The sequence below is a fragment of the Stenotrophomonas sp. STK17_22 genome (assembly GCF_051983905.1).
Classification (GTDB): Bacteria; Pseudomonadota; Gammaproteobacteria; order Xanthomonadales; family Xanthomonadaceae; genus Stenotrophomonas; species Stenotrophomonas maltophilia_A.
This window is the reverse complement of sequence record NZ_CP197010.1, coordinates 5,195,401-5,218,217: the sequence shown is the minus strand read 5'-3', so window position 1 is coordinate 5,218,217 and position 22,817 is coordinate 5,195,401. Positions and strand designations below refer to the sequence as shown.

Annotated in this window: 19 protein-coding genes; 6 read left to right on the top strand and 13 right to left on the bottom strand. The window is 68.7% G+C overall.

Going from position 1 to position 22,817, the window contains the following annotated elements; genetic code table 11:
- Positions 1–76 precede the first annotated feature (76 nt).
- Complete coding sequence (locus ACSYS9_RS24200) at positions 77–682, bottom strand: glutathione S-transferase family protein (protein WP_071228676.1); 606 nt, start codon at positions 680–682, stop codon at positions 77–79.
- 45 nt (positions 683–727) lie between these two features.
- Here ACSYS9_RS24200 and rmuC point away from each other — a divergent pair, with 45 nt between their 5' ends.
- The 3 genes from rmuC (at position 728) to ACSYS9_RS24185 (ending at position 3,416) form a co-directional block, all read left to right on the top strand.
- A complete protein-coding gene (rmuC, locus tag ACSYS9_RS24195; RefSeq protein WP_049400349.1) occupies positions 728–2,263 on the top strand; it encodes a DNA recombination protein RmuC in 1,536 nt (511 codons plus the stop codon).
- Positions 2,264–2,334: 71 nt separating this feature from the next.
- Complete coding sequence (locus ACSYS9_RS24190) at positions 2,335–2,733, top strand: hypothetical protein (protein WP_071228677.1); 399 nt, start codon at positions 2,335–2,337, stop codon at positions 2,731–2,733.
- Positions 2,734–2,870: 137 nt separating this feature from the next.
- The gene (locus tag ACSYS9_RS24185; RefSeq protein WP_010487473.1) at positions 2,871–3,416 is read left to right on the top strand and encodes a glutathione peroxidase; all 546 of its coding nucleotides are present in this window, start codon (positions 2,871–2,873) and stop codon (positions 3,414–3,416) included.
- An 84-nt stretch (positions 3,417–3,500) separates the two neighbouring features.
- Here ACSYS9_RS24185 and ACSYS9_RS24180 read toward each other — a convergent pair whose 3' ends face one another.
- From ACSYS9_RS24180 to ACSYS9_RS24155, 6 genes are read right to left on the bottom strand one after another with little or no spacing between them, the layout of a single operon-like run.
- The gene (locus tag ACSYS9_RS24180; RefSeq protein ID WP_071228678.1) at positions 3,501–4,514 is read right to left on the bottom strand and encodes an MlaA family lipoprotein; all 1,014 of its coding nucleotides are present in this window, start codon (positions 4,512–4,514) and stop codon (positions 3,501–3,503) included.
- A gap of 1 nt (position 4,515) precedes the next feature.
- The gene (locus ACSYS9_RS24175) at positions 4,516–4,827 is read right to left on the bottom strand and encodes an STAS domain-containing protein (protein ID WP_032128488.1); all 312 of its coding nucleotides are present in this window, start codon (positions 4,825–4,827) and stop codon (positions 4,516–4,518) included.
- Positions 4,817–5,479, bottom strand: coding sequence for an MlaC/ttg2D family ABC transporter substrate-binding protein (locus ACSYS9_RS24170; protein WP_071228679.1), 663 nt, complete (start codon positions 5,477–5,479; stop codon positions 4,817–4,819). The genes ACSYS9_RS24175 and ACSYS9_RS24170 overlap by 11 nt, the downstream gene beginning before the upstream one ends.
- Complete coding sequence (mlaD, locus tag ACSYS9_RS24165) at positions 5,476–6,000, bottom strand: outer membrane lipid asymmetry maintenance protein MlaD (RefSeq protein ID WP_071228680.1); 525 nt, start codon at positions 5,998–6,000, stop codon at positions 5,476–5,478. Before mlaD ends, ACSYS9_RS24170 begins: the two co-directional genes overlap by 4 nt.
- Positions 6,001–6,059: 59 nt before the next feature.
- Positions 6,060–6,809: an MlaE family lipid ABC transporter permease subunit gene (locus ACSYS9_RS24160; RefSeq protein WP_005414955.1), complete on the bottom strand. Its 750-nt coding sequence runs from the start codon at positions 6,807–6,809 to the stop codon at positions 6,060–6,062.
- Positions 6,809–7,597, bottom strand: a complete 789-nt coding sequence (locus ACSYS9_RS24155) for an ABC transporter ATP-binding protein (RefSeq protein WP_071228693.1) — start codon at positions 7,595–7,597, stop codon at positions 6,809–6,811. The genes ACSYS9_RS24160 and ACSYS9_RS24155 overlap by 1 nt, the downstream gene beginning before the upstream one ends.
- A gap of 189 nt (positions 7,598–7,786) precedes the next feature.
- Here ACSYS9_RS24155 and recC point away from each other — a divergent pair, with 189 nt between their 5' ends.
- From recC to recD, 3 genes are read left to right on the top strand one after another with little or no spacing between them, the layout of a single operon-like run.
- The gene (gene recC / locus ACSYS9_RS24150) at positions 7,787–11,134 is read left to right on the top strand and encodes an exodeoxyribonuclease V subunit gamma (RefSeq protein ID WP_071228681.1); all 3,348 of its coding nucleotides are present in this window, start codon (positions 7,787–7,789) and stop codon (positions 11,132–11,134) included.
- Positions 11,131–14,811 (top strand): exodeoxyribonuclease V subunit beta, encoded by a 3,681-nt coding sequence (recB, locus tag ACSYS9_RS24145; protein ID WP_071228682.1) that lies wholly within the window; start codon positions 11,131–11,133, stop codon positions 14,809–14,811. The genes recC and recB overlap by 4 nt, the downstream gene beginning before the upstream one ends.
- Positions 14,808–16,688, top strand: a complete 1,881-nt coding sequence (recD, locus tag ACSYS9_RS24140; RefSeq protein ID WP_071228683.1) for an exodeoxyribonuclease V subunit alpha — start codon at positions 14,808–14,810, stop codon at positions 16,686–16,688. Before recB ends, recD begins: the two co-directional genes overlap by 4 nt.
- 162 nt (positions 16,689–16,850) lie before the next feature.
- Here the strand turns inward: recD and ACSYS9_RS24135 are convergent, their stop codons facing one another.
- From ACSYS9_RS24135 to ACSYS9_RS24110, 6 genes are all read right to left on the bottom strand, one after another.
- Positions 16,851–17,246, bottom strand: coding sequence for a hypothetical protein (locus ACSYS9_RS24135; RefSeq protein WP_071228684.1), 396 nt, complete (start codon positions 17,244–17,246; stop codon positions 16,851–16,853).
- A gap of 94 nt (positions 17,247–17,340) precedes the next feature.
- A complete protein-coding gene (locus tag ACSYS9_RS24130; protein ID WP_071228685.1) occupies positions 17,341–19,380 on the bottom strand; it encodes an FUSC family protein in 2,040 nt (679 codons plus the stop codon).
- Between the two features lie 3 nt (positions 19,381–19,383).
- On the bottom strand, positions 19,384–20,844 hold the full coding sequence (locus ACSYS9_RS24125; RefSeq protein WP_071228686.1) for an efflux transporter outer membrane subunit: 1,461 nt from the start codon (positions 20,842–20,844) through the stop codon (positions 19,384–19,386).
- Complete coding sequence (locus ACSYS9_RS24120) at positions 20,841–21,758, bottom strand: efflux RND transporter periplasmic adaptor subunit (RefSeq protein WP_071228687.1); 918 nt, start codon at positions 21,756–21,758, stop codon at positions 20,841–20,843. Before ACSYS9_RS24120 ends, ACSYS9_RS24125 begins: the two co-directional genes overlap by 4 nt.
- Complete coding sequence (locus tag ACSYS9_RS24115) at positions 21,755–21,964, bottom strand: DUF1656 domain-containing protein (RefSeq protein ID WP_010487502.1); 210 nt, start codon at positions 21,962–21,964, stop codon at positions 21,755–21,757. Before ACSYS9_RS24115 ends, ACSYS9_RS24120 begins: the two co-directional genes overlap by 4 nt.
- 108 nt (positions 21,965–22,072) lie before the next feature.
- Entirely contained in the window at positions 22,073–22,528 is a 456-nt protein-coding gene (locus tag ACSYS9_RS24110; RefSeq protein WP_012481667.1) for a MarR family winged helix-turn-helix transcriptional regulator, read from the bottom strand.
- Positions 22,529–22,817 lie beyond the last annotated feature (289 nt).

Below are 22,817 nucleotides of genomic sequence, written 5' to 3'. Positions count from 1 at the left end.
CGCTTCATCCACGCATGGCGTGGATCAGCCGTGTCGACCAAGGTCGACACCTGCCAACAGCTGCGGAAGCCACTGCTCAGGCCACACCGTTGTCGACGTACTCGGCGAAACCGGGCTGCTGGCGCAGGCGTTCGAACCAGGCATCTACGTGTGCCAGTACCGGCTTGCTGCCCGGCGTGCTGCACCAGCGTTGGGTCGACAGCCCGAGCACGATGTCGGCCAGAGTGAAGGTGTTGCCCGCCACGTAGCCGTCGGTAGTGGCCAGCTGTGCATCAAGGACGCCCATCAGCCGGTTCCACTGCGCCAGGCTGGCCTCGGCACGGGCGTCATCCGGATAGTCCGGATGCTGGCGCACGCGTGCCATGAACACATGGCGCCATGCGCTGTTGAGGTCGCTGGCCTGCCAGTCCATCCACTGCTCCACCCGGGCCCGGTCCTTTGCTGCATGTGGCAGCAGATCCTCGCGACCGGCGCGTGCGGCCAGGTAGCGGCAGATGCTGTTGGATTCCCACAGCACGAAGTCGCCATCACGCAGCACCGGCACCTGCCGGTTGGGGTTCAGCGTGGCCAGCAGGTCCGGCGAGGGGGCCGGTTCGTGGTGCAGGGGCAGATCCAGCCCCGCGCACAGCCACAGCACTTTACGCACATTGATGGAGGTGGGCTTTCCGTAGAGGACGACCATGGTCCTGACGCAGCAGTTGAGACTCGGCCAGCCTACACTTGCCCCATGCAAACCGAATATCTGCTCATTGGCGGCCTTCTATTGGCCGTGCTCATCCTGCAGCTGGTCGCCCTGCTGCGCCGCCCGCCGCATGACCGCCTGGAACAGGCGGTGCGCGAGGAGGCGCGGGCCGGGCGCAGCGAGCTGCGCGAACAGCTCGATGGCTTCGCCCGCGCGCTGACCGATCTGTCCACCCGCACCGACCAGCGCCTGGACCTGCTGCGCGAAGCGCTGGGCGAAGATGCCCGCAAGGCGCGCGCCGAAGCGGCCGAGAGCCAGCAGCGCGGCGCGGCGTTGATGGGACAGCGGCTGCAGGAGCTGCGCGGCCAGCTGGAGACCTTCGGCCAGCAGCAGGAAGCCCGCATCCATGCGTTTGGCCAGCAGCTGCAGGAGCTCACCGGGCGTACCGATACCCAGCTCGGCGCGCTGCGGCAGACCCTGGTGGACGATGCACGCAAGGGCCGCGAGGAGGGCGCGCAGTCGCAGCAGCGCCTGACTGAAAGCCTTGGCCTGCGCCTGCAGGAACTGACCCAGCGCAACGAGCAGCGCATCGCCGAGATGCGCACGACGCTGGAAGAGCAGCTGCGCGCGCTGCAGAGCGACAATGCGCAGAAGCTGGAACAGATGCGCGTGACGGTGGATGAGAAGTTGCAGTCCACCCTGGAAACACGCCTTGGCCAGTCCTTCAAACTGGTCTCGGAGCGCCTGGAGCAGGTGCAGCGCGGCCTCGGCGAGATGCAGCAGCTGGCCACCGGCGTGGGTGACCTCAAGCGCGTGCTGACCAACGTCAAGACGCGCGGCAGCTGGGGTGAAGTACAGCTGGAGAACATCCTCGAGCAGACCCTGATCCAGGAGCAGTACGCGCGCGGGGTGAAGGTACGCCCGGATAGTGGCGAAATGGTCGACATCGCCGTGCGCCTGCCGGGTCGCAGCAGCGATGACACGCCGGTGTGGCTGCCGATCGACTCCAAGTTCCCACGCGAAGACTACGAGCGCCTGCTGGACGCACAGGAGCAGGGTGATGCCGAACTGGTACGCGTGCAGGGTGCGCAGCTGGAGCGTGCGGTGAAGGTGCAGGCCAAGTCGATCTGCGAGAAGTACATCGTGCCGCCGCACACCACCGACTTCGCGGTGATGTTCCTGCCTACCGAAGGCCTGTATGCCGAGGTGATCCGGCGCCCCGGCCTGGTCGATCTGCTGCAGCGCGACCACCGCGTGGTGGTGGCCGGGCCGACCACGATCACCGCACTGCTCAACAGCCTGCAGATGGGCTTCCGCACGCTGGCCATCGAGAAGCGGTCCAGCGAGGTGTGGAGCCTGCTGGGTGCGGTGAAGACCGAGTTCGGCAAGTTCGGTGATGTACTGGACAACGTGAAGGCCAAGCTGGACCAGGCCAGCAAGCAGATCGACCAGACCGGGGTGCGCACCCGCGCGATCGCCCGCAAGCTGAGGGATGTCGAGTCGCTGCCGGTTGAGCAGAGCCGCCAGTTGCTGCCGGACGCGCTGCCAGCAGAGGAAGGCAGTGACGGCGACGAGGCCTGAGCCACGCTGACACGCCGCCTGCATCGCCGATGCGTATGCTGGCGGCCTGTCCGCCTCGATCAGGTATCGTCATGCGCCTGCGCCGCTTCACCAGCCTTGTCCTGACCGCGCTGCTTGCCGCCTGCAGCAGCGCACCACCGGCTGCCGATACGACCGCGGCACCTGCCGCAGCCACCAGCCCTGAAGCGGCCGAGGCGTATCGCGAAGCGCGCGACGTCGACTGCCAGGCCGCCGGTGGCAGCCTGCAGCGGCTCGGCCGGCTGCAGCGCGAGCAGTGCGTGATTCCCTATGCCGATGCCGGCAAGGCCTGCAGCCGCAAAAGCGACTGCACGGGCCAGTGCCTGGCCGGTCCCGAGGTGGCCGCTGGCAGCGCCGCTACCGGTACCTGCCAGCGCGATGTGCGCCAGAACTTCGGCTGCCGCCAGCGCATTGATGACGGCAAGGCGCAGGGCACGATCTGCGTGGACTGATCGTAGTGCCGGCCGCTGGCCGGCAACCGCATGAACCCTTGCGAACAGTCGCACGATTGCCGGCCAGCGGCCGGCACTACCGCCATCGCGCGGCGCTATGCTGGTGGGCCATTCCCCGCTGTTGCCGGAGCCCCCGCGTGAGCACCCCGATCCAGGACATTTCCCTCACCACCATCGACGGCCAGCCGTCCTCGCTTGCCGACTACCAGGGCAAGGTACTGCTGCTGGTCAACGTCGCCTCCAAGTGCGGCCTGACCCCGCAGTACGAAGGCCTGCAGGCGCTGTATGCGGAAAAGCACGCGCAGGGTCTGGAAGTACTGGGCTTCCCCGCCAACAACTTCCTCGGCCAGGAGCCGGGCAGCGAGGCGGAGATCCAGCAGTTCTGCCAGCTCACCTACGACGTCAGCTTCCCGATGTTCTCCAAGATCAGCGTGGCCGGTGACGATACCCATCCGCTGTACCAGCAGCTGACCGCCGCCCAGCCGCAGTCGATCGGCGAAGGCCCGCTGCGTGAGCGCCTGGCCAGCAAGGAGATCCCGATCCACGCAGCACCGGCGGTGCTGTGGAACTTCGAGAAGTTCCTGGTTGGCCGCGACGGCAAGGTCATCGCGCGTTTCGCGCCGGACGTGGCTGCCGATGACGCGCGCCTGCGCGAGGCCATCGAGGCAGCGCTGGCAGCCTGAGGAAAGCGTGCCAACCAAGGTTGGCACCTACCGGAAAAGAAAAACCCCGCCGAGGCGGGGTTTTTCATGCGCTGCAGACCGGACTCAGTGCGTCCACTGCGGCATCGGCATCGCATCGACCGGGATCGGCGAATTGGCATCGTCGTGGCCACGGTCGCGCTTGCTGCGCAGATCGTTCTCGATCTGGTAGTTGCGGCGCTGCATCCACGCATCGCGTACCAGCGAGTACTCGTCCACGGCGGTGTCACGCAGGTCGTCGATTGCCAGCAGCTGCGCGCGGGTATCGACCAGCTGCAGGCCCTGCAGGCCGATGCGGATCTTGTCCTCTTCGATGCGGCGGATCGGCGACAGCGGAATGTCACCGGCCAGGCCGAACACATCGCGCACGGTGCGAGGGCCGAAGAACGGCAGTTCCACGTAACGCGAACGACGCCAGCCCCAGGCACCCAGGGTCTGGCCGAAGTCCTCATTGCGACGCGGCACCATCGCCTTGCTGGCCGGATCGAACAGGCCGCCGATACCCAGCGTGCTGTTCATCAGGAAGCGGCCGAGGCTGTCCCACGCATCGGCACCGCGGCCCTGCAGCAGCTGGTTGGTGATCGTCACCGGTGCGCGCAGGTTGCTGAAGAAGTTGCTGACGCCGGTGCGGGCGAAGCGCGGCACCACGTGGGTGTAAGCCGTGGCCAGCGGGCGGGCGATGCCACGGTCAACCGCGTTGTTGAACGTGTGCACCTTGCGGTTGAACGGTTCCCACGGATCGTAGGCTGCCGCGCTGCCAGTGTTGCCGGCACCGCCGTAGAGGGCATCGAAGTCGTCGTCACCACCGGGGGCGGTCGCCGCCGCGGCCCTGGCCGCATCGGTGTCGGCGCTGCGGGCCGGTGCGGATGGCGGCGTGGCCGGCGCAGGTGCGGCAACCACGGCTGTTGCCGGTGCGGCATCGACCGTAGCGGTATCGGCGGTGGCGGCAGAGGCCTCGGCGATGGTGCTGGCCGGGACCACGGTGCTGGCTGCGGGCGCATCGCTGCGTGCGGGCTTGCCGGCGCAGGCGGTCAGGGCGGTGGCCAGGACGATCAGGGGGAAAGTGCGTACGACGTTCATGTCAGCTCGCAGCAGAAGTAGCGTTGAAATCCAGGTCGGGCGACAGCCGGTAGGCTGCGCTCAGCTCGTTGTAGCCGGCCGGCGCGCCGGAGACTGCCAGCGGGTGACCGCTCTTGCGCGCACGTGCGGCCAGCTCGGCCAGCAGCGCCAGGCCGGCGCTGTCCACGCGTTCGACCTCACCCAGCTCCAGCCGTGACAGCTTTGCCGGCAGGGCCTGCAGCTGCGGCCACAGTGCGATCACCGCGGCACGGTCGAGCACCCCGCGCAGGCGCAGGGTGTCGCCTTCCAGCAGCGCCAGTGCGTTACTTGCCATTGCCCGCGGGCCCGGCCTGCATGCTGCCGCTGTGCAGTTCGTTGGCCACCTGCTTGATGCCCTTCTGGCGCAGCGGGGTGTCGAACTGGTTGCGGAAGGTCTGCACGTAGGAAATGCCTTCGATGTTGACGTCGAAGATCTTCCACTGGCCGTTCACGTTGCGCATCCAGTACTCGACCGGGGTCGGCTCGTTGCCGGCGCGGACCAGCTCGGTGCTTACGCGCACGCCGCGGTTGCCCGGCAGCGGGCTTTCACCCTTCAGGCGGAAGCTCGGCTTGCCCTGGATGTTGAGCAGGGTGGAGCCGTAGCGCTGCATCAGGCTGTCGGCCATGGCATCGGCGAACAGCTTGATGTCGGCGTCGGAGGCGCCACGGGCGTGCGGGCCCAGCACCAGGCGCGCGGCGTAGTCGCGGTCGAAGGTGCGGGTCAGCTCGCTGTCGATGTAGCTGCGCAGGCTGGCCGGGTTGCTGGTGAACTCGCTCTTGCGCTGCTGCAGCGTGGACAGGATGCGGCTGCTGGCATCGATCACCACCTTGCCGGCCTGGCCCTGCGTCGCGGCAGCGGCGGGAGCGGCGGCCTGGGCCTGGGCAAGGAACGGAGTGGCTGCCAGCAGCGCCGAGGCGAGCAGGGCCGGGATCAGTTTCATCTTCATGGTTGCGGTTCCGTTGCAGGCGCCTGCGCGCCATCGTTGGGCTTCTGAGCAGCGCCGCCACCGGCGCCGCCACTGAACATGTACTTGCCGACCAGCTGGATCAGGTCCACCGCCGGCTGGGTGAAGACGATCTCGTCGCCGGCCTTCAGCACGTCCGGATCACCGCCCGGCTGCAGACCGATATAGCTCTCGCCGAGCAAACCACTGGTGAAGATGCCGGCCGAGGTATCCGCCGGCAGGTCCTTGACCTTGTTGTCCATGCGCAGGGTGACGATGGACTCGAACTTCACCGGGTCCAGGTCGATCGCGGCGACCTGGCCGACAGTGACGCCGCCGATCTTCACCGGCGCCTGCTTGCGCAGCTGGCCGACCTGGGAGAAGCGTGCCTTCAGCTCGTAGCCTTCGCTGCCCCAGCTCCAGCGCTGGTTGGTCGAGGCCACGGCCAGCACCATCAGCGAGGCCAGGGCCAGCAGCAGGAAGGCGCCGACGGAAAATTCGAGTCTGGGACCGCGGATGGCCATGTGGATTACCTGATCGAGTCGTTGTGGCCGCGCGCGCCTGCGCACCGCCGGTGGAGGGGTTAGGTGAACAACATTGCCGACAGCACGAAGTTGAACATCAGCACCAGCAGCGAAGCATTGACCACCGCACGGGTGGTCGCCACCGAAGTGCCTTCAATGGTGGGCTCGGCGTGGAAACCCACATAGGCGGCAACCAGCGCGGCAGTGCCGCCGAAGATCGCCGACTTCAGCATTGCCACGCCGAAGTCGTCCCAGAAGTCCACGCTGTTGCGCAGCGCCGACCAGAACACGCCGTTGTCCAGGCCCAGCACGTGCACCGCTTCGAAGTAGCTGGCACTGATCGCCAGCGAACAGAAGATGCCGGTCAGCAGCGGCACGGTCAGCACCGCCGCCCAGAAGCGCGGCGCCACCGCCTTGGCCACCGGGTCGATCGCCATCAGCTCAAGCGCCTTGATCTGGTCGGTGGCACGCATCAGGCCCAGCTCGGCGGCGATCGAACTGCCGGCGCGGCCGATGAACAGCAGCGCGGTCAGCACCGGCGCCAGCTCGCGGTACAGCGACAGCCCGAGCAGGGTCGACAGCGCGTCGGCCGCACCGAAGGTGGTCAGCGTGCGGTAGCCCTGCAGGGTCAGCACCAGGCCGACGAAGGCACCGCCGACGGCGATGATCGGCAGCGAGCGCGCACCGATCTTGTAGATCTCGCGGGTCAGCTCGGCCAGGAAATCACGGGTCGGCAGCGAACCGCGCAGCACGGTCAGCGAGAACAGGCCGGCGCGACCCAGCGAGCGGGTGGCTTGGACGAACGGCATCAGGCGACCCTCGCGCGCGGCGCGGCATCGAACGGGATGGGGCCATCGGGCTGGCCGTGCAGGAACTGCCGCAGCAGCGGGTCCTGGCTGGACTGCAGCGCCTCGGGCGTGCCCTGGAACACGATGCCGCCATTGGCGATCGCGATCACCTGGTCGCAGATCGGCAGGGTCTCGTGCACGTGGTGGCTGACGATGATGCTGGTCAGGCCCAGGCTGTGGTTGAGGCGCTGGATCAGGCTCATGATCACGCCGGAGGCGATCGGGTCCAGCCCGGTCAGCGGCTCGTCGTAGATCATCAGCGGCGGGTCCAGTGCCAGTGCACGGGCCAGCGCCACGCGGCGCGCCATGCCACCGGACAGCTCGCGCGGCCAGGCGTCGGCGGCGGCCAGCAGGCCCACCGCATGCAGCTTCATCTGCACCAGCCGGCGCAGCACGGCGGCCGGCAGGCGGGTGTGCGTACGCAGCGGCAGCGCGACGTTCTCCGCCACGGTCAGGTCGGTCAGCAGCCCATTGCCCTGCAGCAGCACGCCCACGCTCTTGCGCATTTCAAGCAGCGCGGTGCTGTCATGCGGGATCGGCTTGCCGAACAGGGTGACCTCGCCAGCGACCGGGCGCAGTTCGCCGGTCAGCGCCGCCAGCAGGGTCGACTTGCCGCTGCCGGACGGACCGAGCACGGCGGTGATGCTGCCCTTGGGCACCTGCAGCGACACGTCGCGCAGGATCGTGCGCCCGCTCCGGTCGATGCGGACGTTGGATAACTGCACCAGACTGGAGGAGGAAGCCGACATGGGCACCATTAACGTTTTTTAGACATCGAAGGATCGGGCCAGCCGGCTGAACATAAGCAGACTGGACGGTGCAGTATTGTTGCACGACACGTCCTGGCGCAGGCCGGGACAATCGGCCGGCATCCCGGAACAATCCGTACCGCTGGCGGGCCAACCATTGAATACTGCCTGCCGTCCTGCACACTGTGCATGATGAGTGACCCAGGCAGCGATTTCCGCCTCTACCATTCCAATTCCCTGGACGTGCTGGCCGCGCTGCTGGCACGCAACGTGCGCGCGCCCGTTCCTGGCCAGCCGCTGCTGGCACCGGAAGTGGTGCTGATCCCGCAGGTGGCGATGCGGCGCTGGCTGCAAGCGACACTGGCTGCGGAATTCGGTGTCGCCGCCAACCTCGAATTCCTGACCCCGGGCGAGTTCGTGGCCCGCGCACTGAAGGCCAACGTCAGCGGCGAGCAGGATGACCTGGACGCGGCCGGCCTGCACTGGAAGCTGTACCAGGCCCTGCGCGACCCGGCGTTGCTGGCGCAGCCACCGATGCGTGCGCTGCAGTCCTATCTTGCCGGCGATGACGCATTGAAGCCGTGGGCGCTGGCCGGCGAGCTGGCCTCGGTGTTCGAGAAGTACCAGGCCTGGCGCCGCGATTGGCTGCTGCGCTGGGCGGCCGGTGCCGATCCGGCCGATCCGCAGGCGATCCTGTGGCGCACCATCACCCACGGCCACGACTATCGCGCGCGCCGCATCCAGGAATACCTGGACCGTTTCGAAGGGGCCGGCCAGCCGTTGCCACAGGGCTTGCCGCCGCGCATGTCTGCGTTCGCGACGCTCAACATCTCGCCCGACGTGCTGCGGGTGATGGCCACCCAGGCGCGGGTGGGCGAGCTGCACTTCTATATGCCCACCCCGGTGCAGTCGTACTGGGGTGACCTGCAGACCCTGGCCGAGCGCCTGCGCAGCGGCGCGCCCGATCCCTTCGGCGAAGCAGCCGGCGAGAACCGCCTGCTGGAAGCCTGGGGCGCGGCCGGGCGCGACTTCATGGCGGTGCTGGGCAGCTACGAGGTGGTGCACCCGGCCGGCGAGATTGCGGCCTATTCCGATCCGGAGGACGACACCCGGCCGACCCTGGACGAAGGCGGCCTGTCCGACAGCCTGCTGCATCGCCTGCAGCGTGACCTGTTCCACCGCCGCGCACTGCCCTCGGGTGAGCTGCGTGACGGGCTTCGCAGCGACGACCCCAGCCTGCAGGTGCACGCCTGCCACACCCGCCTGCGCGAGTTGCAGGTGCTGCACGACCAGCTGCGCAGCCTGCTGCAGGACCCGCGCTTCGACCCGCCGCTGCAGGCGCGCGAGATCGCGGTGCTGGCGCCGGACATCGATCCCTACGTGCCGTACCTGGAAGCGGTGTTCGGCGGCCGTGGTGGCGAGGAGGAGCACATCCCCTATGCGCTGGCCGACAGCAGCCCGCTGGCCGGTGAACCGCTGGCTGATGTGTTCGTGCACCTGCTGGGCCTGCCGGTCTCGCGCTTTGGCCTGAATGAAGTGCTGGACCTGCTGGCCAGCGCGCCGCTGGCCGAAGCGGCCGGGCTGGAAGCGGTGGACTTCGACCGCCTGCATGGCTGGCTGCAGCAGGCCGGTGCACGCTGGGGCCTGGATGCGAAGCACCGCCACCAGCACCAGGCGCCGGCCGACGACGCCTACACCTGGCAGTTCGCGCTGGATCGCCTGGTGCTCGGCCATGCCACCGGCAGCGAGGCCGACCTGGCGGGTGTCGCACCGTGGATCGAACTGGAAGGCGGCGCGCTGGACGCGCTGGACCGGCTGCTGCGCCTGTTGCGCGTGCTGGCGGTCTACCAGCGTCGCCTCGGTGAGCTGCTGACCCCGGCGCAATGGCGACAGCGCCTGCTGTCGTTGCTGGATGCACTGCTGCCCACCGCGCCCAGCTCGCCCAACAGCCAGCGCGCGCTGGAGCGCCTGCGCAAGCTGCTCAACCAGTTCGCCGAGGATGCTGCCAAGGCCGGCTTCGCGGAAGGCGTGCCGCCGGAGGTGGTACGTGCGCACTTCGCCGGTGCGCTGGGCGAGGCCGATACGCGCGCACCGCTGCTGACCGGTGGCATCAGTTTCGGCCGCATGGTGCCGATGCGACTGCTGCCATTCCGGGTGATCTGCGTGCTGGGCCTCAATGATGGCGATTTCCCGCGCCGTGACCCGGCGGCCGGTCTCAACCAGCTCACCGCCGAACTGGACACGCCGCGCCGCCGACCGGGCGACCGCTCCACCCGCGAAGACGACCGTTTCCTGTTCCTGCAGCTGTTCGCCGCCGCGCAGGAGGTGTTCTACCTCAGCTACCTCGGTGCCGATCCGCGCGATGGCAGCGTGCGCGAGCCGTCGGTGCTGGTCAGTGAACTGATCGATGCCGCCGCCGCGTATCACCTCGATCCGCCTGCGGCGGTCCGCGACTTCACCGTGCGCCATGCCTTGCAGCCGTTCTCGCCCGCCGCGTTCGGTGACGGCGACCCCCGCCGCTTCAGCTATCGCCGCCAGTGGCATCCGGCGGCCGGTCGCCTCACTGGCCAGCGCGGTGGACTGCAGCCGTGGTTCGACGCACCGCTGCCACCGCCGCTCGACGATGCGGTGGAGGACGACGTCGCACTCGATACCCTGCGCCGTTTCCTGTGCGACCCGGCCGGACAGTTCCTCGCACAGTCGCTGGGCCTGCGCCTGGCCGACGATGTCGAGGAGGTCGATGACCTGGAACCGCTGGTGCTGTCATCGCGCGGCCCGGAAAAGCGCAGCGTGCAGGCGGCGGTGGTGCGTGCCACGCTCAGCGGCGATACCGAGCCGTTGTACCCGCGGCTGCGCGCGCGCGGCCTGCTGCCGTCCGGCCCATTGGGCGAGCGCCAGTTCGAGGGGGAGCAGTTGAAGACGCGCCCGTATGCCAGTGCGTTGCTGGGCTGGATGCAAGGCGAACCGCTGGAAAGCCGTCGCTACGAAGTGGACATCGACGGCGTGCGCCTGCATGGCCGCGTGGCCGATCGGCATCCCGAGGGCCTGGTGCGCCTGCGCGCCGGTACCCTCAATGGCAATGCAGTGATCCGCCAGGGCCTGGACTGGCTGCTGGCCAACGCCGCCGGCGATGCGTTGCCGCTGGTGCAGTTCCACGATGGCGGTGACGCCGGGCCCGGCCCGCATGTGCTGCCAGCACTGAGCGCCCCCGCTGCACGCGCCGCGCTGCACGCGCTGCTGCAATTGCGCCAGCGCGGCCTGCGTGAGCCGCTGCGCTTTGCCCCGTATACCGGTTGGGTGCTGTACAACGCGCCAGCAGAAAAACAGCGTAGCGAAGGCTGGAAGCAGTGGCATGGCAGCGACCGCAGTTGGGGTGAATCCAGCAGCGACGCCTGGCAGCTGCTGCTGCGCGGTGCCGACCCGTTTGCCACCGATGCCAGCTATACCGAGCTGCTGCGCAACAGCCAGGTGGTCTTCAGCGCGGTGCGCGAAGGCCGCACTCTCGGTACCGAAACACGCCAGGAGGGCAACGCATGAACACCGCCATCGCTGATCAGGAAACCCAGCGTATGGCGGGCGATCCCTACCTGGCCCTGCCGCTGGACGGCATCCGCCTGATTGAAGCCAGCGCAGGCACCGGCAAGACCTTCACCCTGGCCACGCTGTTCACCCGCCTGGTGGTGGAGCAGGGCCTGCGTATCGGCCAGATCCTGGCAGTGACCTTCACCGATGCCGCCACCCAGGAACTGCGCAAGCGCATCCGCGAGCGCCTGGCGCTGGCCGCGCGCCTGGTCGATCTGGAACCGGCCGAGGGTGAAGCGCCAGACCTGCGGTTGACCCGCGAGGTACTGCAGCGCCATCTACAGGGCGGAACCGAGAGCGCGGTCGCACTGAAACGCCGCCTGCAGGTGGCTGCCGACGAGATCGATCTGGCGTCCATCTTCACCATCCATGGCTTCTGCACCCGCGTGCTGCGCGAGCATGCACTGGAAAGCGGCCATACCTTTGATCCGCCGGAACTGCTGGCCAGCGATCGTGAACTGTTGGAGGAGCTGGCCGCTGATCTGTGGCGCGTGCATGCCAATGACCCGGCCACATTGGAGCCGCTGACCTGGCTGTGGTCCAACCCGGACGCGCTGGCCGCCGATCTGCGCGCGCTGCTGGGCACGCCGCCCCTGCACCCGTTGCCACAGCCGGTGACGCTGGCTGATCCACACCCGGCCTTGCAGGCCACCGCCGCCGAACTGCAGCAGGCGCTTCGCGAGCATGGCGAGCAGTTCTTCATCGACCTCTGCGATGCCGTCGACAACAAGTGGATCAACGGCGTGTCCTACAAGCTGGGCTGGCTGCACCCGCTGGGCCGACAGCTGCTGGCCTGGGCTGAGCGCGGCGACCCGCGCGAGATGCTGGCCAGCGAGCGCCTGCCGGCACTGCTGCCGGAGGTGCTGGCCGACAAGACCAACAAGAAATTCCCCGATCGCACGCCATCGTCGCCATTGCAGGCGCCGTTGGCGCGCTATGTCGCGCTGCTGGCCGAACGCGATGCCTGGTTGCGTGGTACCGCGCTGAATTTCCTGCACACGCTTCGCGCCGAAGCCACGCAGCGCCTGCAGGCGCTGAAGCGCACGCGCCGGGTACAGACCTACGACGACCTGATCGATGGCGTGGCGTTGGCACTGGAAGGCCCGCAACGGTTGACGCTGGTGAAACAACTGCGTGCGCAGTACCGCATCGCGCTGGTCGATGAGTTCCAGGACACCGACGATCGCCAGTGGGGCATCTTCCACACCGTGTTCGGCGATTCGCCGGAGGTGCGTGAACTCGGCCTGCCACCGGCGCTGTTCCTGATCGGCGACCCCAAGCAGGCGATCTACGGCTTCCGCGGCGGTGATATCCACACCTACCTGAAGGCCAAGCAGGTGGCACAGCAGGCGCCGGTGCTGGACCAGAACTTCCGCTCGCGACCGGCTGTGCTGCGTGCGTTGCAGGCGCTGTACGACAACGGTGGCGAAGACGCCTTCCTCGAACGCGACATCCAGTTCGAGCCGGTGCGCCCCGGTGGCGTGCGCATCGACGAGGACTACCAGCGTGATGGCCATGCCGCCACGGCACTCACCCTGCGCGTGCTGCGCAGTGGCGGTGACAAGGCGATGAGTGCGGACGCCTCGCGTGATGCCGCGACCCAGGCCTGCGTGGCTGCGATTCACCAGATCCTGGTCGAGGCGCGTGCGGGCAATGCCGTGTTGCGTGGGCGCCCGGTTCAACCCGGTGATATCGCGGTGCTGGTGCGCTCGCATCGCGAGGCCACGCTGGTGCAGCGCGCGCTGGCGGCGGTCGGCATTCCCGCGGTGGCAGCCGGCAAGCAGAGCCTGTTCGCCACCGCTGAAGCGCGCGATCTTCGTGCGCTGCTGCTGGCGCTGCTGCAACCGGCTGACGAAGGCCGCCTGCGTGCAGCGTTGGCCACTGTCCTGCTCGGTCAACGCGCCAGCGCGATCGCGGCGATGGAGCGCGAGGGCGACCTGCAACGCGAGTTCCAGGCACAGCTGCTGCACTGGCGCGAGCGCTGGCAGCGCGGCGGACCGTTCGCGGTGATCGCCGATGTCTGTGCCGCACAGGGCGAACGCCTGCTGGCGCTGATCGACGGCGAGCGCCGCCTGACCAATTACCTGCAGCTGGGCGAACTGCTGCAGGAAGCCTCGGCGCAGGCGCTGGGCATGCACGGCCTGCTGGATTGGCTGCAGGGGCAGATGGCCAGCGCCGATCAGGATGACGAGCAACAGCTGCTGCGCCTGGAATCGGATGCGCGCCGGGTACAGATCATCACCCTGCACAAGAGCAAGGGCCTGGAGTACCCGCTGGTGTTCCTGCCGTTCGTCGGCATCGACGGCGGCGCACCGAACACGTCGTCGCACTGCACGGTGCATGTGGATGGCCAGCGCCAGCTGCACTGGAAGCTGGACAAGGACGAAGCCTGGGAAGCGGCCAGCAACCAACGTGAGCGCGAGCAGCGCGCCGAGGATGCGCGCCTGCTGTATGTGGGACTGACCCGTGCCGAGCATGCGCTGTGGATCGCCGTGGGTGATCTGGCCGGGCTCGGCAAGACGCGGCTGGCGTCGCTGCTGGGTGACCTGCAGGCGCTGCGCGCGCACGCCGATGTGCACATCGATGACAGTGAGGCAGCGGCCGCGCTGCCGCAGCTGGCGGCCGAAGTGGAAGGCGACCTTCCGGCGGTGCGTGCCCTGACCCGGCGCGTCCCGCACGACTGGTGGGTGTACAGCTTCACCCAGCTGGCCCACGCCGATGCCGGCGCGGGCAGTGATATCGAAGCCGCCGCCACCGAGCTGCCGGCGCCCGCTGCCGACGAACCCGCTGGCCCGGAACTGCCACTGGAACCGGCGTTGCCGGAACCCGCCGCGGCGGCCGAAGACAGCACACCGATCGACCCGCGCTTCATGGGCAGTCGCTTCGGCAACGTGCTGCACGAAGCGATGGAGAACGTCGACTTCGCCGCATGGGGTGATTGGCAGCCAGGTCTGCAAGCCCCTGAGGGACAGGCCGAGGTACTGCGCAAGGCACTGCACGACGAAGGATATGCTGACGTCGATCTGGATGATGGCGTGTCCGTACTGGTGCCGCTGGTCGGCCACACGCTCACCGTGCCGCTGCCCGAAGGCGGTGCGCTGCACAGCCTGGGTGAAGGCGAGCGCCGCGCGGAAATCGACTTCCATTTCGCCATCGAGCCGACCACGGTGCCGGCGCTGCTGCAGGTGCTGCATGCGCACGGTGTTTCCAGCACGCGACGCGGCTTCGGCCAGCGCCGCCGGTTGGAAGGGCTGATGACCGGCATGATCGACCTGACCTATGTGCGCGATGGGCGCTGGTACGTGCTCGACTACAAGTCCAACCGCCTGCCTGGTTACAGCCCGGACCTGCTGGCCATTGCCATGCGCCACAGCGAGTACGACCTGCAGGCGCTGATCTACACCGTGGCCCTGCATCGCTGGCTGCGTTTCCGCCTGGGCGCGGCCTATGACTACGAGCGCGACATGGGCGGCATCCGCTACCTGTTCTGTCGCGGCCTGGATGCTGCCGGCAACGGCGTGCATGTGGACCGCTTCCCGCTGGCGCTGGTGGATGCGCTGGATGCATTGTTCGCCGGTGGCGAACAGGCCCAGGCCGAACTGGCCGCACGTGCCCGCGGAGCCAGCGCATGAGCCTGCTGCAGGAGCTGTATCGCAACGGCCAGCTGCGCACTCTCGATCACGCACTGGCGACCAGCCTGCAACGCTTGCGGGAGGACACCCCGGACAGCGTGGCAGTGGCGGCCGCACTCGCCTCGCTGGCGGTGTCGCAGGGCCACGCCGGTTTCGATCCGGCGCAACCGCAGCGACTGCTGGAAGGCGTACCCGAGTGGCCTGCCGCACAGGACTGGCTGGCACAGCTGCGTGCATCGCCATGGGTCGCGACGCCGGAGCAGGCCGACGCCATCGCCGAGGATGCGCCGCTGGTGTTGGAGAACGGCCTGCTCTACCTGCGCCGCTATCGCGAGTACGAGCGTCAGCTGGCGGCTGGGCTGCAGCGCATCGGCCGGCATCCGCTGCCGGCGCCGGACATGGCAGCGTTGGCGCCTTTGTTCGCGCAGCTGTTCCCGCAGGCACTGGGCGGCGAAGATCATCAGGCACGCGCCGCCGGCGTGACCCTGCGCCATCCGCTGGCGTTGGTCACCGGCGGCCCCGGCACCGGCAAGACCACCACCATCGCGCGCCTGTTGCTGCTGCTGGCCGCGCAGGCCCGGCACGTCGGCCAGCCGCTGCCCGAGGTGGCGCTGGCCGCTCCCACCGGGCGTGCCGCCGAGCGCATGGCCGAGAGCCTTCGCGTCGCCGTGCAACGGCTGCAGGAACAAGGACTGGACCCGGCGTTGTGCACGGCGCTGCCCAGTACCGGCACCACTCTGCATCGCCTGCTCGGCGTGATTCCCGATTCACCGCGCTTCCGCCACCACGCCGACAATCCGCTGCCGGTGGATGTGGTCGTGGTCGACGAAGCCTCGATGATCGATCTGCCGATGATGGCCAAGCTGGTCGATGCGATCGCCAGCGGCACCCGGCTGATCCTGCTCGGCGATCCCGATCAGTTGCCCTCGGTCGAGGCCGGCGACGTGCTCAGTGCGATCCTGCGCGCCAGCGGTGATGGCATCGGCTCCCGCGCCGATGACGCGCAGGCACTGCATGATCTGCTGCTTCCGGCCACGCTGCAGCCGCAGGCGGCACCACGCGCCTTCGCCGGGCGCCGCGTGCAGCTGCAGCGCGGCTACCGGCAGAGCAATGCGCTGTACCTGGCACCGCTGGCCCATGCCGTGCGCGAGGGCGACAGCAGCACCGCGCTGCAGCTGCTGCGCAGTGGTGAACTGGCCGGCGTGCATTTCCACGAAGGCGAAGCCGATCCGCTGCGTGGCCAGCGCGAGCACCTGCTGGGCCACTGGCGCGCGCTGGCCGACGCCGCCGATCCGGTACTTGCCCTGCAGCAGGCCGGACGCCTGCGCGTGCTGACCGCACTGCGCGAAGGCCCGCAGGGCGCGCGCGGGCTCAACAGCCGCATCGAACAGCTGCTGGCCGGCAACACCCCCGGCTACTTCCAGGGTCGCCTGCTGCTGGTAACCGAGAACAGCTACCGTCATCGCCTGTTCAACGGCGATATCGGTATCTGCCTGCGCGATGGCAGCGGCGCGATGGTGGCCTGGTTCCCCGGAGACAGCGTCGACCAGCCACGCGCCTTCCACCCGGCCGCACTGCCCGCGCACGAAAGCGCCTTCGCGATGACCGTGCACAAGGCACAGGGCTCGGAGTTCGATGAAGTGTGGTTGCAGCTGCCGCGCCAGGACAGCCGCGTGCTGTCGCGCGAACTGGTCTACACCGGCCTGACCCGCGCCCGCCAGGTGCTGCATGTGGCGGGCAGCGCCGACGTGCTGCAGGCCGCATTGAAGCGCCATGCCAGCCGGTTGGGTGGTCTGGCCTGGCGGCTGGGTGCGGAGGCAGTGGCCGAAGCACCGGCGCACATCGAACTGCCCACCGTGCAGGGCACGTTGTTCTGAAACGGGCGCGATGCGCCCCTGTAGAGTCGAGCCATGCTCGACTGCGCTGCAATAATGCAGTGCCGAGCCATGCTCGGCTGATGGGCCATGGAGTCGAGCATGGCTCGACTCTACAAAAGAGCGTCCTGATCGCTTCGGCGTTCATCCACGCATGGCGTGGATCTACGCGATCAGTACCAGGCCATCGGGGAAAACGATCGCCGCTTCATCAGCGCTCACGTCGAAGAAGCCCACACCGTGCTTCTCGGCCAGGTCCTGCACGCGGCCGTGCGCACGTTCGGCCACCGAATAGGCGAACGCGCCGTAGATCACCTGACTACCGATGCTGTACTCGGTCACCTCGGCACGTTCGTCATCGTCGTTGCTCAATGGGCCGTTCAACGGCGGGAATTCCTGCGCCATCTCCGCGAACCACGCCTGCAGCGCCGGGCTGCTCACCGCCGGGTCGTCGTACTCGTGGCGCTCGTTCCACTGCGTCTGCTTCTCGAACCAGGCGATGAAGGCCGCCGCTTCACGCGGGGCGGCGCTGGCCTCGAACACCATCATGTCGTAACTCATTGAACCGTCCTGTTGCAGCGCCAGGGTCGGATCCCTCTCCGCAGGAGAGGGCTCTGACCCCTGTGCGGAGTCTGTGGACGCACAGGGTAGCGCGCTACGGCTGCGTCGCTGTGCGCATCGCCAGCCCCGGCGCCAATGCCTTCGCCTCCGGGAACAGCGCGAAGCGCAGGCCGATCAGGCCCATCAGGGCTTCATCGCGGGCCTTGCAGGCGGCCACACTGCCGACCCGTCCCAGCGAGGTATCCAGCCGCTCGCGCAGCGCCTCGGCCGCCACAATCGGTTTGCGCGCGGCGATCTGCCGGCGGTAGTGCACGGCGACCTCTTCCAGGATGTGCTCGACCGCTTCGCGGCTGCGCTCGGGCAGTTCCAGCCGGGCGCGGCGCAGCTGCAGGATGTTCAGGCCGATGCGTGCTTCATTGAGCATGTCCACCGACGCGATGTCGCTGCCCTCCGGCGTCGCCGCCAGGCGCGGCGCGAGCAGGCCCAGCAGATCGAGCATGCGCGCGGCGAAGCGCTGGCGGTCCTGCTGGCCACGACCTTCGGCGGCTTCGGCCAGCGTGGTCCAGCCCTGCCGCACCAGCCGGCGCGCGGTCCACTCGGCGCCCACCGAACGGAACAGGCGGGTCATCACCACCGCAAAGCCAATGCCGATGAACATCGCGATGGACGAGTTGAGGAAGGTCTGGATGTTGGCGCTGTAGGTGTTCTGCAGGCTCAGCAGCGCGGCCAGGTTCACCGTCAACGGCAACGCGAACAGCGCGCTCTTGGGGTGGTGCAGCATCAAGCCCAGCGGCAGGAACGCCACCGCCAGCACCAATGCCAGCAGGCCGAAGTCGTGCACCGCCGGGAACACGCCGAACAGGTACACACCGGCCACCACCGAGGCGACCATCGCCCACACCAGGAACGACACCATGCTCGGTGCCGGGTCGTCCTGTGCAGCGAAGAATGCAGCGGTCACCGCGGCCATCATCGCGCCGTTGCCACCACCTTCCCAACCCAGCGCGATCCACAGCACGCAGTAGCTCATCAGCGCCACGCCGGCACTGAGCGCGGAGAACAGCGCCATGCCGTAGTCGACGTGCTTGTCGGCGGCCACGCGTTCGGTTCGGATGCGGTAGTGCGCGCGGTCCAGCGGCGCGGTGCCGTGGTCGATCGCGTGCTGCAGCGTGCGGCAGTCCTGCCACAGGTCCACCAGTTCCTCCAGGCGCAGCAGCAGGCTGGCCAGCTGCAGGTGCTGCAGGTCGCGGTCCACCTGCGGCTTCAGTGCGCTGATGCGCGCGCGCAGGCGGGCGTACTCGCTGGCGTTGGTCGGCCCGTCCAGCCAGTCGTGGATATCGTCGACCAGTGCCGGCAGCCCTTCCGGCAGGGCCTGTCCGTCGCTGCGCAGCGCACTCAGGCGGTCGGCAATCGAGGACAGCACCGGCAACAGCAGCAGCATGCGCTCGCGCAGGCGCTCCATCGACACCGCCGAACCGGTGTGGCGTGGATCATCGCGGCGCAGGAACTCGATCAGCGCCTCGAACTGCACCAGGTCGGCGGCCAGCCGGTTGCGCGGCGCATGCGCGCGGCCACGTTCAAGGATCTGCCGGCACCACTGCGCGGCGTCCTCCATCCAGTTGCCGATGCGCGCGCGCAGCATCGGACGTACCGAGGCCGGGAACAGCAGCGACGCGAACAGCACCGCCACCACCGTGCCGAGGATGATCTCCTCGCTGCGTGCCACCACCGTGTCGAAGATGGTTTCCGGCGAGGTCACCGCCGGGAAGCCGATGAAGGCGGTGGTGTAGCCGGCCAGCAGGAACGCGTAGCCGCGCGGCCCGCGGTTGAGCAGGGCCATGAACAGGCAGCCGGCCAGCCAGATCGACATTGCCGCGCTCAGCACCAGCGGCGTCTCCACCAGAGCCGGCAGCACCAGCAGGGTGGCCAGGCCGGCCACCAGGGTGCCGACGATGCGGTACACGCCCTTGGCCCGGGTTGGGCCCAGCAGCGGCTGGCTGACGATGTACACCGTGCCCATCGCCCAGTACGGGCGCGACAGGTTGCCGGCCATGGCGATGTACAGCGCGGCCACCGCGGCCAGGTAGGTCTTGATCGAGAACAGCCAGGCCTGGCGGTCGGTCAGCGCGTTCATGGCTTACTTCGCTGCGGTCGAGGCGTTGGGCGCGGCGGCGCTGGCCTGCCAGCCACCACCCAGCACCAGGAACAGGTGGATCTGGTCGCGCGAGACCTGCGCTTCGGCGGCGGCCAGGGTGGCATCGCTGGTGGCCAGGCTGCGGTCGGCATCCAGGCTGGACAGGTACGGCGTGCGGCCGCCCTGGTACAGCCGACGGTTCTGCTCGGCGGCCAGTGCGGCCTGCTCCTGCGCGATGCGCAGCGACTGCAGCCGCCGCAGATCCTGCGCATAGCGGTCCAGCGCGGTCTGGGTCTCGCGCAGCGCCTGCAGCACGGTGTGGTCAAACTCGGCCAGCGCGGCATCAGCACCGGCTTCGGCGGCGTGGATGCGCGCGTGGGTGCCCGAGGACGGCAGCGTCCACGAGATCAGCGGGCCAATCGACCACTGCTGGGTCATCGGCGTGCCGAAGTCTTCCAGCAGGCCGGCGGCACCGAGCGAGGCACCCAGGCGGATGTCCGGGTACAGCTCGGCGGTGGCGACACCAATCCGCGCCGTGGCCGAGGCCAGCTTGCGCTCGGCCTGGCGCACGTCCGGGCGACGCTGCAGCAGTGCACGGCCATCACCGACCGGCAGCGGCTGCGCCAGGCTGGGGGCATGTGCACAGTCGATCACACCGGCCGGCAGCTGGCCCGGGGTCTGCCCCAGCAGCGCGGCCAGCGAATAGGCGGCGGCCGAGCGCTGCGCCTGCAGCGGCGGGAGTGCAGCTTCCAGCAGCGCCACCTGGGCATTGGCGCGGGCCAGTTCCGGCGGCGTGCCGCGGCCGGCCGCGATCAGGCGCTCGGTGACCGTGCGGCTGCGCTGCTGCAGCTGCAGCGAATGCTCGGCCACGTGCAGCTCGTGGTTGGCGTGGCAGATTTCCAGATAGCTGTCGGCGACCTGCGCGACCACGCTGACCTGGGCCAGGTCGCGCGCCGCAGCGACCGACTGCTCGTCGGCACGCGCCGCTTCGGCGCCGCGCTTGAGCTTGCCGAACAGGTCGAACTGGTAGCTGACCGCGAACTTGCCATCGGCCAGGTTGATCACCGGCAGCTCGTGTTCCTGCAGGAACGATTCGGCCGACAGCTGCGCGCGGCTGACGCCGGCCTCGGCCTCGTACTCGAAGCCACCGGCGTCCAGCGCCTGTTCGTACACCGCCGCCGCACGACGCAGGTGCGCATCGGCGGCTTTCAGTTCAACGTTGTCGCGCAGCGCCTGGGTGATCAGGCCATCCAGCATCGGGTCGTTGTACAGCGACCACCAGCGGTCGGGCAGCGCCTGGTGGGCGGCGATCTGCGGGTTCTGGGTATCGATGAAGGCGGCATTGGCCTCCGGGCGCTTGAACGCCGAGCCCTCCGGCAATGCATAGTCCGGGCCGACGGTCCTGCACGCGGCCAGGCTGGCCAGCGCGACGATCAGGCCGAGACGGGGCAGGGCGGCGTTCACAGGCCCGCCTGTGTCGGCGCGGTGCCGGCCTTGTTGTTGTGCGGATGGCGGCCGGTGTCCACGGTCACCGTGGCGGTGCGGCCGGCGATCAGTTCCACGCCCTTGGGCACCTCGTCGATGGCGATGCGCACCGGGATGCGCTGGGCCAGGCGCACCCAATCGAAGGCCGGGGTCACGTTCGGCAGCAGGGTGCTGCCATTGCTGCGGTAACGGTCCTCGATGCCGGCGGCGATGCTTTCGACATGGCCACGCAGCGGGGTCGATTCGCCCATCAGGCGGATGTCCACGGCTTGTCCCGGGGCCACGCCACGCAGGCGGGTTTCCTCGAAGTAACCATCGATGCGGAACGAGCCGGTATCCAGCAGCGCCAGCACCGGCTTGCCGGCCACCACGTAGTCGCCCACGCGCATGGTGCGGTCGTTGACCCGGCCATCGGCCGGTGCGCGCACCTCGGTGCGCCCCAGGTTGAGCTCGGCCAGGTCGACCGCCGCCTGTGCGGTGGCCAGCGCGGCCTGTGCGGCCTGCAGCTTGGCGCGGCGCACTTCGGCGTCCTCGGCGGCGACCAGGTCCTGCAGGCTGCGGTCACGGCCGATCTCGCGGCGCAGCTGTGCCACCGAGGCCTGGCGCTCGCCCAGGCTGGCCTTGGCCTGCTCCAGCGCGATGCGGTAACGGGCACGGTCGACCACGAACAGCAGGTCGCCCTTCTTCACCGCCTGGTTGTCGGCCACCTGCACCGTTTCCACCAGTCCGGATACGTCCGGCGCCACCTGCACCACGTCGGCGCCGACATGGGCATCGCGGGTCCACGGCTCATCCATGTAATAGACCCACAGCTGGCGCAGCACCAGCAGGGCGACGATCACGGCTGCGCTGGTGAGCAGCACCGGCAGGGTCTTCTTCACGATCTTGTTCACGATTGCATCCAACGCAGGAGGTGGAACAGCAGGCCCAGCACGATTCCGTACAGCGCCAGGTTGAACAGCGCCGGGTGCCATACATGGCGATAGGCGCCGGCACGCTGCAGCAGCGCGTGCAGGCCGCTGTTGACCAGATAGGCCAACAACATCAACCCGAGCAGGGTCGGGACGAACACTCCGTGGAGACTGAATTCACCGGGCATCGGTAGGGGCGGGGGCGAGGTGGGGGAGGGGAGGAGCAAAGAAACAGCAGCAACGGGTAAAAGCCGCTGGCGTGTGCACGGCAGCGGCGGTATTCGGGGGCAGCGGTCTTACGTGATGCGGTCGGCAGCCTCGGCCAGCAGGCGCCATGCCTTCAGCACGGCGTGCAGTTCATCCATGGAAAGCTCGCCGAACACGTCCTGGCGCAGTCCGATCAACTGGTCTTCCAGCTCGCTGACCAGCGCGTGTCCCGCGTCGGTCAGCCACAGCAGGTTGGCGCGGCGGTCGCTGGCGTCGCTCTCGCGGCGGACCAGGTCGCTGGCGCACAGCTTGTCCAGCAGGCGCACCAGGGAAGGACCCTCCATGCCCAGCTGCTGGGCCAGCGCCACCTGGCGGATGCCACCGCCGGAGCGGCCGATCATCAGCAGGGGCATGGTGCAGGCGGTGGAGATGCCGTAGCTGCCGAGCCGGCTGTCGGCCAGGCGCTGCCACTGCCGCCCTGCGTACAGCAGGCCGGAGCTGAGCTGCATCTGCAGCACGGTGCGCTCGTCGAGGGGTCGGTCCATAAGAGATAGATAGGATACTACTAATTTCATTCCTATCAATGGGTTTTTCTGAATGGGCGGGGTGTAGTGAGGAAAGCGTTGCGCCTGCTGGCTATCGGCTGGGGTGGCGGAGGGCCGGACGGGGCAGGGCACGCTGCAAGTACCCTCCGGGGCCCGGCCCAGCCGCTGGCGGCTGGGCGTTCGGTCGCTTGCGAAGCAGTGCTTCGCAAGCTAAGCGCCCTCACCCATGTAAGCTCGATCGGCGCATCCATGCGCCTCACGGCCCTGCCCCGTCCGGCCCTCCGCCACC

Coding starts and splice junctions, on each gene's coding strand:
- ACSYS9_RS24135 (WP_071228684.1), bottom strand. CDS start 17,246: ATGAGTTACGACATGATGGTGTTCGAGGCCAGCGCCGCCCCGCGTGAA.
- rmuC (WP_049400349.1), top strand. CDS start 728: ATGCAAACCGAATATCTGCTCATTGGCGGCCTTCTATTGGCCGTGCTC.
- recB (WP_071228682.1), top strand. CDS start 11,131: ATGAACACCGCCATCGCTGATCAGGAAACCCAGCGTATGGCGGGCGAT.
- recC (WP_071228681.1), top strand. CDS start 7,787: ATGATGAGTGACCCAGGCAGCGATTTCCGCCTCTACCATTCCAATTCC.
- ACSYS9_RS24115 (WP_010487502.1), bottom strand. CDS start 21,964: ATGCCCGGTGAATTCAGTCTCCACGGAGTGTTCGTCCCGACCCTGCTC.
- ACSYS9_RS24160 (WP_005414955.1), bottom strand. CDS start 6,809: ATGCCGTTCGTCCAAGCCACCCGCTCGCTGGGTCGCGCCGGCCTGTTC.
- ACSYS9_RS24175 (WP_032128488.1), bottom strand. CDS start 4,827: ATGGCAAGTAACGCACTGGCGCTGCTGGAAGGCGACACCCTGCGCCTG.
- ACSYS9_RS24110 (WP_012481667.1), bottom strand. CDS start 22,528: ATGGACCGACCCCTCGACGAGCGCACCGTGCTGCAGATGCAGCTCAGC.
- ACSYS9_RS24170 (WP_071228679.1), bottom strand. CDS start 5,479: ATGAAGATGAAACTGATCCCGGCCCTGCTCGCCTCGGCGCTGCTGGCA.
- ACSYS9_RS24130 (WP_071228685.1), bottom strand. CDS start 19,380: ATGAACGCGCTGACCGACCGCCAGGCCTGGCTGTTCTCGATCAAGACC.
- ACSYS9_RS24180 (WP_071228678.1), bottom strand. CDS start 4,514: ATGAACGTCGTACGCACTTTCCCCCTGATCGTCCTGGCCACCGCCCTG.
- recD (WP_071228683.1), top strand. CDS start 14,808: ATGAGCCTGCTGCAGGAGCTGTATCGCAACGGCCAGCTGCGCACTCTC.
- ACSYS9_RS24155 (WP_071228693.1), bottom strand. CDS start 7,597: ATGTCGGCTTCCTCCTCCAGTCTGGTGCAGTTATCCAACGTCCGCATC.
- ACSYS9_RS24190 (WP_071228677.1), top strand. CDS start 2,335: ATGCGCCTGCGCCGCTTCACCAGCCTTGTCCTGACCGCGCTGCTTGCC.
- mlaD (WP_071228680.1), bottom strand. CDS start 6,000: ATGGCCATCCGCGGTCCCAGACTCGAATTTTCCGTCGGCGCCTTCCTG.
- ACSYS9_RS24200 (WP_071228676.1), bottom strand. CDS start 682: ATGGTCGTCCTCTACGGAAAGCCCACCTCCATCAATGTGCGTAAAGTG.